This is a genomic window from Streptomyces sp. Q6 (genome assembly GCF_036967205.1).
Classification (GTDB): Bacteria; Actinomycetota; Actinomycetes; order Streptomycetales; family Streptomycetaceae; genus Streptomyces; species Streptomyces citrinus.
This window is the reverse complement of record NZ_CP146022.1, coordinates 6,837,453-6,852,314: the sequence shown is the minus strand read 5'-3', so window position 1 is coordinate 6,852,314 and position 14,862 is coordinate 6,837,453. Positions and strand designations below refer to the sequence as shown.

Annotated in this window: 7 protein-coding genes and 2 pseudogenes; 4 read left to right on the top strand and 5 right to left on the bottom strand. The window is 70.3% G+C overall.

Translation table 11 applies throughout. The features are described from left to right. Window positions 1-40 precede the first annotated feature (40 nt). Together V2W30_RS31735 and V2W30_RS31730 are read left to right on the top strand one after the other, a co-directional pair. A complete protein-coding gene (locus tag V2W30_RS31735) occupies window positions 41-862 on the top strand; it encodes a response regulator transcription factor (protein WP_425244712.1) in 822 nt (273 codons plus the stop codon). Between the two features lie 229 nt (window positions 863-1,091). Then, a complete protein-coding gene (locus V2W30_RS31730) occupies window positions 1,092-1,736 on the top strand; it encodes a LysE family translocator (protein WP_338701934.1) in 645 nt (214 codons plus the stop codon). Window positions 1,737-1,751: 15 nt separating this feature from the next. Here the strand turns inward: V2W30_RS31730 and V2W30_RS31725 are convergent, their stop codons facing one another. Continuing rightward, complete coding sequence (locus V2W30_RS31725; RefSeq protein ID WP_338701933.1) at window positions 1,752-2,852, bottom strand: winged helix DNA-binding domain-containing protein; 1,101 nt, start codon at window positions 2,850-2,852, stop codon at window positions 1,752-1,754. A 111-nt stretch (window positions 2,853-2,963) separates the two neighbouring features. On the opposite strand from V2W30_RS31725, the pseudogene V2W30_RS31720 reads away from it, so the two are divergent. Both V2W30_RS31720 and V2W30_RS31715 read left to right on the top strand, forming a co-directional pair. Then, window positions 2,964-4,126 (top strand): annotated as a pseudogene (locus V2W30_RS31720) (magnesium and cobalt transport protein CorA). 235 nt (window positions 4,127-4,361) lie between these two features. Next, window positions 4,362-4,871, top strand: a complete 510-nt coding sequence (locus tag V2W30_RS31715; protein WP_338701932.1) for a hypothetical protein — start codon at window positions 4,362-4,364, stop codon at window positions 4,869-4,871. Window positions 4,872-4,945: 74 nt separating this feature from the next. On the opposite strand, the gene V2W30_RS31710 is transcribed toward V2W30_RS31715, so the two are convergent. The 4 genes and pseudogenes from V2W30_RS31710 to V2W30_RS31695 all read right to left on the bottom strand — a co-directional run bounded on the left by V2W30_RS31710 (window position 4,946) and on the right by V2W30_RS31695 (window position 14,776). Beyond that, complete coding sequence (locus V2W30_RS31710) at window positions 4,946-5,890, bottom strand: site-specific integrase (RefSeq protein ID WP_338701931.1); 945 nt, start codon at window positions 5,888-5,890, stop codon at window positions 4,946-4,948. Beyond that, window positions 5,887-6,069 (bottom strand): annotated as a pseudogene (locus tag V2W30_RS31705) (hypothetical protein); the annotation flags it as partial. The gene V2W30_RS31710 and the pseudogene V2W30_RS31705, both read right to left, overlap by 4 nt. 252 nt (window positions 6,070-6,321) lie before the next feature. Then, window positions 6,322-12,390 carry a hypothetical protein gene (locus V2W30_RS31700; RefSeq protein WP_338701928.1) on the bottom strand — a complete coding sequence of 2,023 codons (6,069 nt, stop codon included), beginning with the start codon at window positions 12,388-12,390 and terminating at the stop codon, window positions 6,322-6,324. A gap of 97 nt (window positions 12,391-12,487) precedes the next feature. Continuing rightward, entirely contained in the window at window positions 12,488-14,776 is a 2,289-nt protein-coding gene (locus V2W30_RS31695; RefSeq protein WP_338701926.1) for a hypothetical protein, read from the bottom strand. Window positions 14,777-14,862 lie beyond the last annotated feature (86 nt).

Genomic DNA, 14,862 nt, shown 5'->3' with positions numbered 1-14,862 from the left:
GTGATGGAAGGTGTCCGCAGAGGCGGTGGAGGCGGTCGAGATGCGTGCCGCGCTGGTGCGACTGCGCCGGGGCACGGGGCTGCCGGTGGCGTTCGGCGGGCTCACCGCGGGTGCCGGACGGGCCGGGCAGGCGGGCCAGGTACGGATCGCCGAGCTGAGCGGCGCCGCCACGCACGCCCTGCGCGGGCTCACCGTGGCGGCGGGCAACGGCCTGGGCGGAAAGGCGCTCACCCTCGCCCGCGCGTGCGCCGTCACCGACTACCACGGCTCGCGCCACATCAGCCACGAGTACGACTTCGCCGTCGCGACCGAGGGGCTGCGCTCGGTCCTCGCCGTCCCCGTCGTCGTCCGCCGCCGGGTGCGCGGTGTGCTGTACGGGGCCCTGCGCTCGGCCCAGCCGCTCGGCGACCGGGCACTGAGCGCGGCGATGGCGGCGGCGCGCGACGTGGAGCAGGCACTCCTCGTACGGGACGAGGCCCGGTCGCTGCTCGCCGCGGCGGCCGCGCCGGCGGCCGAGGGCGCCGGCGCGTGGGAGGAGGTCCGGGAGGCGCACGGGGCGCTGCGGGCGCTCGCCCCGCGGATCGTCGATCCGGCACTGCGCACCGAACTCCTGGCGGTGTGCGGAAAGTTGGCGTCGGCGGCGACTCCGTCGGAGCGGGAGGCGGCCGTGGTGCTCGCGCCGCGCGAGGTGGACGTCCTCGCGTGCGTGGCGTCCGGCGCGACGAACGCGGCGGCGGCCGAACGGCTCGGGCTGCGTCCGGAGACGGTGAAGGGCTATCTCCGCTCGGCGATGCGGAAGCTGGGCGCGCATACGCGGGGCGAGGCGGTGGCGTCGGCGCGCAGGGCGGGGCTGCTGCCGTAGCCGTGCGGCCCGCCCTGGCGGGCCGCTTTTCGGTGACCTGTTCGGCGGCGGGGTTTTCGTCGGTGGGCTGTGCGTCAATGGGCTGTTCGTCGGTGAGCTGTTCGTCGGCGGATTGTTCCTCAGTGGGCGTGGGCGTGGGCGCTCACCGGCGGGTCACTCACGCCGGTGAGCGCAACGCCGGTCCCGTTGTCGGTGGGATGGTCTTCAATGGTCTGCGGGGGTGAGGCACATGGTGTCGACGGACCGGTACCTGGCGTTCGCGGCGATGTCCTTGTTGGTGATCGTGATCCCGGGTCCGAGCGTGCTGTTCGTGATCGGCAGGGCGCTCGCGCACGGGCGGCGCACCGCGGTGGCGACGGCGGTGGGCAATGTCTTCGGCTCGTACCTGCTGGTGGTGGCGGTGGCACTCGGCGTCGGCGCGCTGGTGGAGCGCTCAGCGGCCCTGTTCGTCGCGGTGAAGCTGGCGGGCGCGGCGTACCTGATCCATCTGGGCATACAGGCGTTCCGGCACCGCCATGACATGAAGGCGTCGGACATCCGCGGTCCGGTGGGCCCGCCGCGCGGCGATCTGCGCACCGTGCTCGACGGGGTCCTGGTGGGCGTCACGAACCCGAAGGGCATCGTGTTCTTCGCGGCGGTGCTGCCGCAGTTCGTCAACCACGAGGCGGGCCGACTGCCCGCCCAGATGCTCCTGCTGGGCCTGATACCGATCTCGATCGGCCTGGTCACGGACACCCTGTGGGGTCTGACGGCGTCGGCCGCGCGCGGCTGGTTCGCGCGCTCCGACCGACGCCTGTCGCTGATCGGCGGCACGGGCGGCTTCGCGCTGATCGGCCTCGGGGTGACGGTGGCGGCGACGGGCCGGGCGGACTGAACGACCGGCGGCGCCCTAGGTACGTACCGTGCCGAAGTCCACCGTGACCGGGCCCGGGGCTTCCAGGACGGTGGCCGTGCGCTCGGCCTCGGCGACGAGTTCGTCGCGCTGGGCGCGGGTGAGCGTGGCGAAGGGTTCCAGGGTGAGGACGGTGCCCGTCGCGCTCTCCTTCAGCGTCCAGAGCCCGGCGAGGAATCCGTCGACGAGGAAGGTCAGGTAGGCGGTGTTCACCTGCCAGTTGCGGCCCCGGTCGGACTCGTGGATGACGCGGGTGCGGTCGGCGTGCGACAGGAGGAGGTTGTCGAACTCGGCGAGCAGCCGGGGCGGCGCGGGGGTGTCCTCGTCGGGGCGCGGCGCGTCGGGCAGGTCGAACAGCTCGACGCCGTGCTCGTCGCGGAACGTCACGAGCCGCGGGCGCAGCCGCTCGAAGACCTCCTTGGTACGGGTCAGCCCCGCCCACTGCTGGAAGTCCTTCACGGAGGCGGGCCCGAAGGCGCCGAGGTAGCGCAGGACGGTGTCGTCGGCGGCGGGCGTCGGGCCGCTCGGCCGCCCCAGCCAGTGTTCGGCGGTGGTGAGCCGTACGCCACCGCTGCGCCGCCACAGCCCGCGCGGGGTGGCCTGGACGAGAGGAAGGGAGCAGCGGGCGGCGATGGTGAGCGCCAGCGGGTCGGCGTCGGGCCACTCCTTCAGGAGCAGCTCCCTGATCTGCTTCGGCGTGCGCGGCTCCTCCTCGACGTACGCCTTGGTCAGCGCGCCGAGCCGGGCCAGGTCGACATCGACCAGACCCGCGCGGAACATCTTCAACTCCCGCTCGCGGGCGGGCTGGACGAGCGGACGCACCGTCATGGCGTCGTCGGCGGTGTGCAGATGGATCGTGGACCGCATGGTGACGAGACGGACCACGCGCCGCGCCTCCAGGCTGTCCGACAGCTGGGCGGGCGTGAAGCCTTCGAGCCGGGCGGCGAGGGCGAGGTACGGCGGCCGGACCTCCTGGGCCTGGAGGCCGACGAGATGGTCGACGGCCTGTTCGACGGTCAGCGGAGTGCGGCGCAGCAGCAGTTGCCGCTCCAGGGTGGCGCGGCCCAGGGCGCGGGTGGTCATCGGCTTCGTCGTCATACGGGGACGGTAGCGGCGATCGAGGTCAGAAGCTGTCCTCAATGCCGGTGCCGTGGTGCGTCACCTTTGCTCGTTACCCTGCCAGGGACCCCACGGCGGAAGGAGGCGGCGATGCCGCGACGGCAGGAGCGACCTGGCCAGGGCGGCCGGCACGGCGGGCGCCGGTACGCCTGGCGCCGTGGCGCGGACCCCGTCCGACGCCCGAGGCACCGCCGGCCCCGGTCGCCGACCCCGGCACCGCGCCGCAGGAGACGGACAGTGTGGTGCACACGGCGCTGTACCGGGACGGGGTCCGCGTGGCGAGCCCCGACACCCTCACGGACACGTACCGCCGGCTGCGCGAGAAGCCGGACACGGTGGCGTGGATCGGTCTGGCCCGCCCCACCGAGGCCGAACTGAAGTCGCTGGCCGCCGAGTTCGACCTGCACGAGCTCGCGGTCGAGGACGCGCTGGAAGCCCATCAGCGTCCGAAGCTGGAGCGGTACGGCGAGACCCTCTTCGTCGTCCTGCGCGCGGCCCGCTACCTGGACGCGTCGGAGGAGGTCGACTTCGGTGAACTGCACGTCTTCGTCGGCGCCGACTTCCTCATCACCGTCCGGCACGGCGCGGCCCCCGACCTCTCGGCGGTCCGCCACCGCATGGAGAAGACCCCCGAGCTCCTGCGCCTGGGCCCCGAAGCGATCCTCTACGCCATCCTCGACGCGGTGGTGGACGGCTACGCCCCGGTCGTCGACGGCGTCCAGAACGACATCGACGAGATCGAGACGGAGGTCTTCTCCGGCGCCCCCGAGGTCTCCCGCCGCATCTACGAACTCTCCCGGGAAATGGTCGAGTTCCAGCGCGCGACCCGCCCGCTGATCGGCATGCTGCACGGCCTGATGGCAGGCTTCGCGAAGTACGGCACGGACGAGGAACTCCAGCGCTACCTCCGCGACGTCGCCGACCACGTCACGCACACCAGCGAACGCGTCGACGGCTTCCGCCAGGCCCTCGCCGACATCCTCACGGTGAACGCGACGCTGGTGACACAGCAGCAGAACGCGGAGATGCGGGCGCTGGCGGAGGCGGGGTTCGAGCAGAACGAGGAGATCAAGAAGATCTCCTCGTGGGCGGCCATTCTCTTTGCACCCACGTTGGTGGGGACGATCTACGGGATGAACTTCGAGAACATGCCGGAGCTGGGGTGGAGCTTCGGGTATCCGTTCGCGATCGGGCTGATGGGGCTGGTGTGCGTGAGCCTGTACTTCGTTTTCAAGCGGCGGGACTGGCTGTAGCGGCGACTCGCGACGCTTGACCGACTTCACGTAAGTGAATGGTTTCGAATGCACTGCGGAACCCTCTGGGGAGAATCTGGGGAGAACGGGCGGCGTTGGGGAGCAGGGCGCCGCACACAGCGCCAGCCCTTGCGCGGGCATCGTCCAGCCGACTTCCGCCGACTTCCCTGCGCAGGCCATCACCCTGCGTGTTGACTGAATGGCCACATGGAACCGCGCGGGCCGGGAGGATCAGTTGGAACCGAGAAGTGCCGCGGAGTCAGGGAAGGACTTCCCCTACACCGCTCGTACGACGTGCTACATCGAGGTCCACGAGGACGGAACGGTGACCCACGGGGACGACCGCGCCGCGTACGAGCGGGCCGCGGCCGGCGAGTCCCGCCTGTTCGCGGTCTGGCCCGGCGAGTGGTCGAGTCACTTGTTCGTGATCGATGACCTGGACGAGTACGCGAAAGCCCACGGCATCAAGCACGACGTCGAGCGCACCGGCCTCAAGGAGCACGTACACGAAGTGCGATGGGAGCCGAACCCCTACGCAACGGACAGCCCTCGAAGCCCGTACATCGGCGTCAGCGTCACACTGGACTGCGGCTGCGAGATCAACGACCTGCGCGCCTTCGCCGCCCAGATGAAGGAACAGCGCGGGTGGAACGTGGCTACGAGCGGCGGCTGGGGCAGCAGCGGCCGCCCCGGGGGAAAGCGGACGTACTCACTGCGTGTTCGCCGCAAGAGCCTCACGGACTGACCCCCATCCGGCCGCCAGGGTCCACACAGCACAATGGGTGGCACAGCCGACGCTGTGCCACCCATTTCTTACCCTCACGCCCGAGTTAGGTTGTCCGGAACGTACTCGGGAACCACACCGAGCAGTGCGTCGACCGCCGCGCGCCCCTTCCCGCCTGCCTCCGGCATGAAGTGCGCGTAGTGGTCGAGCGTGATGGTCGGACTGGAGTGGCCCAGCCATCGAGCCAACGTGACGACGGACTCGCCCGCTTCGAGAATGACCGAGGCGAAGGTGTGCCGGAGCACGTGGAACCCGTCCTTGCGTGACGCCTTCCACCGCTCCCCTTTCTCCCGCAGAGGGATGACCCCGGCCGCGGCGATGGCAGGCTTCCAGACCTCGACGTTGAAGATGTTCGCGCGGATCGCGTTGCCGTACGTCGTCGTCAGGACGAGGGAGAACCGCCGCTTCTCCCTCTCCGGTTCCGGCCCGCCCCACGGCAACTCGACCTCGACCGCCGTGTACTGAAGGAAGTACGCGGCCAGCTCGGCGGCGACCGACCCCGGCATGTCGACGATGCGCGTCTTCCCGCCCTTGGGCAGGGCGAAGTACAGCCGGCCGTTGAGCAGTTGTACCTGTCGACGCACGCGAATGACTCCGCGCTGGAAGTCGATGTCCTCCGGAGAAAGGCCGAAGACCTCCCCTTGGCGCAGCCCGCAGCCGAGAGCGACCACGACCGCGATGCGGTAGCGCGCTTTGATCACGTCCCGCACGCGTTGCGCTGTCTCCAGCGGCCACGCCTCCCGCTGGTCCTCCGGCACCTTGGGCCAGCGCACCGACTTCGCGCGCATTGGGTTGCGTACGAGGCGCTTGTCGTCGATGGCCGTCTCGAAGATGTTCGAGAGGGTCGTGAGGATCTGCCGGGCATAGCGCGGCGCGCACTCGCTTTCGAGCGTAGCGATGTAGCTGCGCAGGACGGTCGCCGAGATGTCCCTCAGGCCCACCGTGAGGAGCCCGGAGGCGTCCGCGATGACGATGATCACGCGACAGTACCGGCCTCGATCCTGCGGCACACAGCGTCAGCCACGGTGTCACGCACCTCGCTCTTGCCGAGGATGCGACCAGCCCCCTCGAAAGTGCGGGAGAAGTGAGGCTCGTCCCAGACCCGGTTCGCCATGGCCGCGAGGTGGATGCCCTGCCGGATGATCTCCGCCTTGCTTATGTTCAGCTGCAAGCTGCCCGGGAACCCTGACGCCTTGGGGAGCGCGGAGCGACTCCGCCTCGCCCATGGGGACGACGACACCGGCTCCTTGATCCTCATGGCCAATTCCGCGACGTTCCGCCTGGGGAAAATCGCCGCCGTTCACAGCCTCAGCCGGTTCGGCGCAACCGGTCTTCCACCCACCGGCGAACCGCGACCGGCACGCCCGCGATCGCCACGGCCCTGCACGGTCACGATCCACCTACGGCTGCGTCACCCGTTGAGCGCCGCGCACTCCCGGAGCACCGGTTCCAGGCGCAACGGAGTGCCCTCGCGGTCGAAGACCTGGAGGGCGTCGAGGCAGTTGACGATCCACCGTGCTTCGTCCTCGTCATCGATCTGGAGCGCGACGGCGGTCACCGCGCCTTCCAGGTCGAAGAGGCCGTCCTTGAATTCGTCGTTGAGGGCCTGGTATCCGGCGGCCAGCAGGGGATCCGCGTACACGCCAGTCGCCTCGGCGAATGCGCGGGCCTCGGCCCGGTCCGCACGGAGGTCGGCCAGACGGCGCAACACCTCGTCGGGGTCGCCCAACTCCTCGTGCAGGCGGTGGCCCTGGTCCACCAGGAGGGGCCAGCCGCCGGTCAGTTCGTGGAGACGGTCCAGCCGGTCCTCCGTGTGGAACATGTTGATGCGCTGGGCCCAGCCGCGCAGGCTGCGGTGGTCATGCCTACGCAGCACCACCGGGGCGGCCGAGGTGGGTTCGGTTCCCGTCAGCAGGGAGCGCCACAGTGCGAGCTGAGCGGGGTCGGTGACAAGGACGACCGCGCGGGTGACCCCCGGGGTGGCGGGCAGCAGCGTCTCGGCCAGGTCGACGGCCTCGCGGCAGGTCTCCGGCCGAACCGGGTCCCGGTAATTGACGAAGTCGCTGATGACAACCCGTCGTTCTCGGGGGCGGCCGCCGGTGAGTTCCTGTTTGTAGACGCTGGGCTTGCCCACGGGCGGCAGCGTCCAGCCGTCGATCGGTCCGGCAACCGTACGCAGGGTCCGAGCGATGTCCGTGACTCCAGTGGCAGTGCTGCCGAGGACGACCCTGGTCCGGTTGGACCGCGCGCCCAGGAGGTCGTCGAGCTGGGTGTTGGTCAGCGGAGCCGGCCGGCCGTCGGGGAGCTCGGGGCGGCCCTCCTGCACGATGCTCTCCTGTAGTTCACAGTCCTGCTCAGCCCTGAGTAGACGTGCCTCCACCTCGTGGGAGGTACCGATCATGCGCAGGGCGTTGGGCCCGCGCAGATGCCAGCCCAGGCCGTCGTGGTTGGGCGCGAGGATGCCGAGACCGACCATCTCGGAGAGGTAGGCGCGAAAACCCTCGGTGTCGAGCTGTTCGAACCCTCTGCGCCAGTACGTCTCACACTCCTCGCGCAACTCGGTGTCGCTCAGCCGCACTTCCAGGCCGTGATGGCGGGCGTGGTACGCCAGCACATTGGCGATCACGTCGTAGCGGTGGTCAAGGCTCAGCGTGTCCTTGAAGGCCGCTGAGATGCCGTCCCGGAGCGCAGCGTCCGACTCCACGATCTCGATGTCGGTCACCTCCACCTCGTAGGGTGTCTCCCCGGCGCCTCGCCGCGTCCGCTTGCGGTGCATCAGCTCCACCAGCCGGTGCCCGAACATCTGCAGCAGGAACGGCTGGTACGAGCAGTAGCCGAGCACCCGGTTGACGAGATCCAGGTCCTTGAACTCGAACCCGAGCGCCCGCATCGGCTCGACCAGCAGTTCCGCAGCTGACTGGGGAGCCAGCGGGCCGATGACCTTCGGGGTCTGGGCGAGGTGGCCGAACGGCCCATTGCTCGCGAGCTTGGAGAAGCGCTGCACGGAGTGAAGGCCGGCGAAGACGACCTTCGCCGCGTCCTTGGTGTCGGACCCGAGGCCCTTGAGCTTCTTGGTCTGGTCGAACCGCGGGGCGTCGGCCTCGAAGAACTGGTCGCACTCGTCGAGCAGGATCAGCAGCCGGCGACGAGAGTCCCCGTCCAGCCAGGCCCGGATGCCGGCGCGCACCCGCTCGGAGGTCTCCTCCTGTCGTTTTCCGCGCCCCTGCGGCCGGTCATCGAGTATCTGTGCCACAGTCAGTTCCCTCAGCAGGACGCTCCACAGCGCCTCCGGCCCACGCGAGCTGCCCTTGCCGATGTTCTCCTGGTCGAGGTTGACGTACACCGTCTGGTGATAGCCAGGGCGCTGCTCCGTGAACCGTTCCCCGGCGTCGGCGAGCAGCGCCGACTTGCCCAGGCCCCGGCCGCCGTAGATGACCTGAGTGCCGCGCGGATCGAGGATGCTCTTGCGTTCGGCGTCGCGGCCGTAGAACATCTCGCCGCCGATCCGACCGCGCTTCTCCCTGATGTACGGGTTGACGCCGGAGAAGGGCAGCAGGGTCTGCGTCGCGGCGCTGACCTGGCGATTGCCACAGGCCGAGAGATAGGCGAGGGCAGCGTCGTCCACCACGAGTAGCGGCTGCAAACGGTCGGAGCCGGCGGCGAGTTCCACTCGGGCCTCACGGCTCAGCGTGCCGAAGTAGATGACGAGAAGGCTCGCTCCGCTGGAGTCGCGCTCCGCCCAACTCATGACGACCTTGGCGGGCGGCCGGCCCCAGACCATCATCACCCGCAGGTTGCCGCCCTGCTCCTTGATCTGCGAGCCGAACGCGGGCGCCTTCGCCCTGCCGTTGATCTCCACACCGGTCGCTTCGAAGAGACGGTATTCCCGCCGGTGCTGGGATCGGTCGTCGAGCGGCCTGGCGCTCTTGGCGTCGTAGCCGAGGAGCTTGAGGAGAGGCGGCACCTGTCGCGTCGGAGCCACCTGGAGCCGGTCCTTGCGTTCTGTGGCGGCAAGCTCGCGCCACTCGTCGAGGGCGTCGGCCGCCAGCGCCGCCTCGTCGGTGGAAAGGCCGCCGTAGTCCAGGACCGGGACCATCGGATGCTTGCCGCCCGACCGGACCAGCTCGATGAGATCATGGTCGATCCCTCCTGGCAGGCCGTCGGGCACAGCCGGGAAGAACTCAGTCAGATGGGACTCGCCGCCCTCGATCTCCGGGACGGGCTCTCCGATCTCCAGGAAGTAGACGAGGTCGGCGGCGGTGGCCAGGTCGTTCGTCTCCAGGCGCCTCAGGACCTGGGCCCGCTCCTCCACGGAGGGGTCCAGGGCGTCGAGGCGTGCCCGGATCCGACCCGCCGCCTGCTCCCGGAAGGCTGGTAGGCCGCTCCGTACCGTGTCGAGCGCCCGCCGCACGTGCAGCAGGTCGTGCCGGTCGGCGCTTTCGAGGCGGTTGTGGACGTCGGCGAGCAACTCCTGAAGGCCCAGGTCCTGGTCCTCGGTCACGGCGCCGTCGGCCTGCGCACGGTGCAGCTCGGCGACGAGTGCGTCATGTACCTTCCTCAACTGCACACGCCGGGCGGTCTCCCTGTCGTCGATCTCGGCTTCCGTGGGCGGGACGAACTCGCCCGTCCCAGCGGCAGGCAACAGCCCTCGTCCGGCGAGGTTGACGATGTCGCGGGCCGCGGTGAAGGCGTCGCGCGCGAGTCGCTCGTCGAGGGCGTCCTGCCAGCTCCGGTCGACCGCGATCAGCAGCTCACCCAGCGACGGCGGTGGCCCGTCGTGGGAGTCCTGGACCTTCAACCTCTCGGCCTCGAGGGCGAGTTCAGCCTCGACCGGGCCACCGTGACGAACGGTCACGGTGTCGCCGGCCAGCAGAGCGAAAAGCTCCTCCATCGAGGCGTGGGCCGCCCAGGCCATCGCGCCCGAGAGGGCGTCCGGGCGCCGCGCCAACCGCTCCAGCTCGCCCAGCGCCGCCTCCCTGCCGTCCAGCAGGAACTGCCGCAGGGAGGAGATCTCCTTGACCGCCCGGCTGCCGTCGGAACGGTCGCCGCGACGGGTGCCGTCGACTGCCAGGCACCACTCCTTGCCCAGGCTGGCGGCCCGCTCCACGAGATGCACCAGGTCCTGGCGCCCGGAGCCCTGGAGCGGCTTGCCGCTGGACGAGCGGTACTTGCGGTCCATGCGGTCGATCTCGCTGTTGACCTCGGCCAATTTCGACAGCCGATCGGCCTGATCCCGCACCTGCTGCAACGCGTCGCGGTTGTCACCGACGACGGTCGTGAGCAGCGATCCGAGCATCCCGTCGTCGGGGGCGAGCCAGCGTTTGGCGATCTCCGTCGCCCGTGCGAACCGCAGCCGCTGCGGCGCGAGCAGGGCACTGCCCTGATCGCGCAGTTCCCGCAGTCGGGCCTCGGTCTCGGAGACGTCAGCGACCAGTGGCGAGGCGATCAGCAGGGCTCCGCTGAGGGCACGGTCGGCGACGGCCGCCGCCGCCTCCCCCAACCTGTCCGGAAGCCTCGGCACCAGCGCCTTGAGCTGAGCGCCCGCAGTGTGGTCACCAGTGATCAGCGCGGTACGCAGCAGGGCGGGCAGCAGGAGAAGTTCGCTCCCCTCGGTATCCTGGCCCGCGTATCCGCCGTACTCCTGGAGCAGGTCCGCCGTCAGCCGGGCGCTCTGGCTGTCCCCGGAGGTGAGCAGCGCTGCGGCACCGGCCAGGCGGATCGCCGCCACCTGGGCCTCGGGGTGGCCGGCGGCCCCCGCCACATGGTGGGCGAGTCCGAAGCGCCGCTCCACGACCAGCTGCGCCAGGACCCCCTCGACCGCGGGCTCATCGGTGGCGTCGTCCGCCGTCGGGGCCGCTTCCTGGACGGGCGTGTCCTCGACGGAATAAAGCGTGGGTGCGGCGGGCGCCTGGACAGGCGCGTCAGGAGACGTGGGGGGCGCCTGGTCGCTGTCGGCGGTCGGCACGGCGTCTGGGTCGGGGGTGTGCGCCGGTGCGGCGGTCATCGTGGATTCCGGCTCGGCGGCGGGCTGGGGCGCGATCGCCTCGGTCGGCGGGGCCGACTGCACGCTTCCGTGTTCTGCGGTCGCCTCGACGTTGGCGGGCCCGGCAGAGCCGTGCGCCTCGTCGCTCCCGGCGGGGTACGGGCCACCGTCCACCGGCTGGTCCAGCGTCAGCTCGGGAGCGATGAGCACCGCCATGGCGCACGTGGGCAGGACCCGTACGACCTGTCCCTGCAGTGTCAGGATCTCCGTCGCGGCATCCGCCTGCCGTCCCAGCCTGATGAGCCGGGCCAGGGCGGCGAGCGCGGCGCTCTCCTCGTATTGCGGCTCCCCCCACGCTGGCACGTCCAGCAGGCGGTGCGCCGCGCCGCGCACTGCCTCGGCGGCAGCGGCGGCAGCGGCGGAGCTGTCCGGGCGGCACGCGACGTCCAGCAATTCCCGCAACGTTCCGCGGACCTGGAGGTCACGCTCGCGCGCTGTCCGGTGTGCGCGGGCGGCGCGCGTCATGTCCTCCAGGCGACGTGGCACCTTCTTGATCCCCGCGGCCCGGAACACCGCGTCCACTTCGTCAAAGACAGTGCTCAGCGCGGCAATATGAGCCAGGTCCTCATCCTGCGGAGGGCGGCCGTCCATGACCGCGTCGGTAACCTTCTCCGCGGCTTGGCGGGCTCCCGCGAGGGCGGCCTCCAGCTGCCGACATACCTCCTCGGGAGCCGTTTCCTCCATGGTCCCGGTGCTGCCGGACGCAGGAGAGGTCTCCTCGTGCGACATGCCAGGGTCCGCCGCCGCGGTCTCCAGAAGGGGGTCGCTGGTGCCTGGCCGGTGGGCGATGTCAGCGCGCCCGGGTTTCCTGTCCTCCGCGAGTGCCAGCTCGTCCTCGTCCGCCGCTCCAGGGGCTAAATCGGGGTACGCCTCCACGAGGGGCCGGGCCGCGGCAGCGACAGCGGCGAGCCGAGCCGACTCTTCCTCGTCGGCCGTCACCCCGAACCAGTCCTGGTCCGCCACCCAGGCAAGGATGTGGGCGTCGGTGACAGAGGCGTTGCACCATGCGAACACGGTGGCCCGGACCAGCGTGGCGCCCCACCGGGCAACAGGGTCGGGAACCGGCTGCCCGTCGCGCGCCAGGACCAAGTCGCCCACCTGGTTCATCACGGTGACCGTGAGGCCCCTGATCCCGCATGTGCAGCTGTGCTGCCGCACCTGGCGCCGCAACCTGGTGAGGACATCCCGACACAGGGCACTGCTCACCCGTCGAGGGGCCGACATGCGGATGCCCAGACTGGAGAGCAACTCCTGGCGGTGTTTGGGCCGCAAGGAGTTGAAGGCGAGTTCCACCATGTCCGCCGTGAGGTCGTTCAGGGCAGCGACGGCCGGGGAATCCAAGGTATTCAGCGCGGCGGCCAGGCCTTCGAGGTCCTCGGCCGAGACGCTCGGCGGGGACCACGGCAGCCCTGTTATGACGCGGTAGTGGTCGTGCATGTACACGCACTCCGTTTCTGTGAGTGATGGGGTGAGTTCCTTGGGCGACGACGAGAAGAGAGGACCGCGGCGGTGGACCCGCGAAAGCCGCGAAAGGTCAGCGGCCGCGAGTGTGCTCGGTCACGAACGTGTAGCCGTACGGCAGTTCCCAGCCGTCCGCCTTGCCGAGCCTGCGGCAGTGCTCCCGGAAGGCGGCGCGCTGAACGTCGCTGGGCAGACACCCCGGCCGCAGGCGGCGCAGATGACCTGCGACAAACTGAGCGCCGCTCAATCCCTCGCCGTCCGGTTCGCCACCGCCCCACGGACGTATCACCCGCTGCCGGATGGGGCGGTAGCCGATGAGGGGAACCGTCTGCTGTCCCTCACGCGGCGGGAAGTGCGGCTGCCCCCAGTCGTCCCGACTGCCGAGGGCCGGCTCCAGAAGACGTTCCGCGAGCAGTTCCGCGACAGCCGCGTCCAGGGCAGCGGCCTGCGATCGGGCCGGCGGGCGCCCGTAGACCGCGCTCGGCAGGACCGACCGGTCCAGCAGAGCATGGCCGTCCAGGGTGAGCAGACCGCAACGGCGCACGGTGCGCATCACCAGTTGCCGGGGGCCCAGTCCGACCGCGCTGTCACCATGGCGGCTGCTGCCCGGCACGTCCTCCCTGGTGAGCACACGAGGGTCGAAACAGTGCCCCGTATCACGGTCACCGGCCTGCACCCGTTCCCGCAACCGCGTTGTGGCCAGCCGAAGCACCTTCTCGCCCCGGAGCTGGCGCAGCTCCAGCATCAGGCCGGGGAAGAAGTCACGGGGCCAGAAGATTCCCGTCAACCGACCCGAGTCGTCACCGAGTTCGGCCGCGACATCCTGCACCACCTCCTTCACGTCCAACGTCTCACCGGCGTGGTCGAGTTCGAGGCGAAGCGTGGGGTGCGCGCCGTGCGCCCGGCAAAGCTCCTCCGCAACCAATGGGGGCAGGTGAAACCAGCCGTCGATGAGATGGGCCAGCCGCAGGGGCGTCAGCCAGACGATCTCCTGCGCGTCGCTCCGTAGGAGTTCGCCGGTGCTGAGGGAGGCGTCGTCGGCGAGGGGCGGATCTACCGGTTCCAGCTCCGTTTCCGTTTCCGGCAGTGCGGGCAGTGTGGAGTTCCAGCCGCGCCCGGCCGGGGACAGGGGGTCCCCGGGTGCCTCCGCGTCACCGGGATAATGAGACCGCCACACCCCTCCACCCTCGAAGGCGTCGTCGAGGGTGACCCGGGAGCCGTTCCCGAACAGGCCCTGGTCGCTGTCCCCTTGAACCACGTCGGCGAGCGCCACGTTAGCCCGGCACACCGCAGCCGCGTACCCCGCCCCCCTGAGCCGCTCCGCCGCCCCGGGAAAACCTCGGAGCCGCGGTCCGACCGCTGTGTACACCGTGACCGGAGCGGCGAGGCCGCGTCGCCGCCTCGCCGGGGTGGCCGCGCGCTCGACCGCGGCCACGAGAGACCTGAGGTCGTCGCCGCCCAACGGTCCGACGTCTCGCCAGCAGTCCGCGAGGGAGGTACGGGTCACGGCGTAGTCGCCCCAGGTGCGCAACACAGCACTGGAGTTGAGGACACCGCGCACGGTGTCGAGGAGACCGAGCAGTCCGGCCAGCAGAACGTCGTCGTGCGTGCCGCCCATCAGGGCGGCTAGGGAAACGGGAACGAAGGGGCTGAGAAGCTGCTCCCGAGCCGTCGTCAGGAGATGGTGCGCATAGGCTGTCAGATCGTCGCGCCGGGCTGCTCGCGAAGACGGATAGCACACGTCGACGGCGATATGCCCGTCCTCATTGATCCATCGCCCGCGCGTGCGCAAGCGATGAAGCTGGGTCGGTGACAGGCTCAGGGCCGGGCCGAAGGCGTGGAGGTCAGGGACCAGTAACTCCCTGCGCCGTGGTTCGGCGTCCGCACCTGGCCTGCCAGGGCCCTCGGCGCCCGCGGGCGCCCCCGACACCCAGGGCGGTACGTCACCGAGCTCGTCCACCTCCGGATGAGCGCCCTCTCGGTAGACGATTTCGGCGTAAAGCGGGTCCGACCCGGTGGCGACACACACCATGGCACCGACCGGTAGCACGGGAGCGCACTCACCGAAGGTGATGACCGGAAAATCATCGAGGCGCAGGGGGCTTCCGCCGTAGCCGTTGCCGCCGAGCTCGTACCCGAAGTACACGGCGTTGAAGGCGACCGTGGTGTGCACCGGCGCCGGACGGGCCGCGACAACCGCTTCGAGATAGCTCCGCAGACGACTGCGATCCTGGCTGGGGACGGCGTCGTAGCCCTCCGTCATGGCAGACGTCAGGAGAGCCTGGTCACCGTACGGATCCGGCACCCCCGCCCGCGCGCGTTCTTCGACCTCTTTTGCTGACACATACGGGTCCCCACCCATGGCACCTCCGCCGCACTACAGGCCGCCCCGGCCCACCTGCGGTGATTCACGCAGAGTATGCCCATCCATGGGTTTCCTGTGGCACT

Coding starts and splice junctions, on each gene's coding strand:
- V2W30_RS31700 (WP_338701928.1), bottom strand. CDS start 12,390: ATGCACGACCACTACCGCGTCATAACAGGGCTGCCGTGGTCCCCGCCG.
- V2W30_RS31730 (WP_338701934.1), top strand. CDS start 1,092: ATGGTGTCGACGGACCGGTACCTGGCGTTCGCGGCGATGTCCTTGTTG.
- V2W30_RS31735 (WP_425244712.1), top strand. CDS start 41: ATGCGTGCCGCGCTGGTGCGACTGCGCCGGGGCACGGGGCTGCCGGTG.
- V2W30_RS31725 (WP_338701933.1), bottom strand. CDS start 2,852: ATGACGACGAAGCCGATGACCACCCGCGCCCTGGGCCGCGCCACCCTG.
- V2W30_RS31695 (WP_338701926.1), bottom strand. CDS start 14,776: ATGGGTGGGGACCCGTATGTGTCAGCAAAAGAGGTCGAAGAACGCGCG.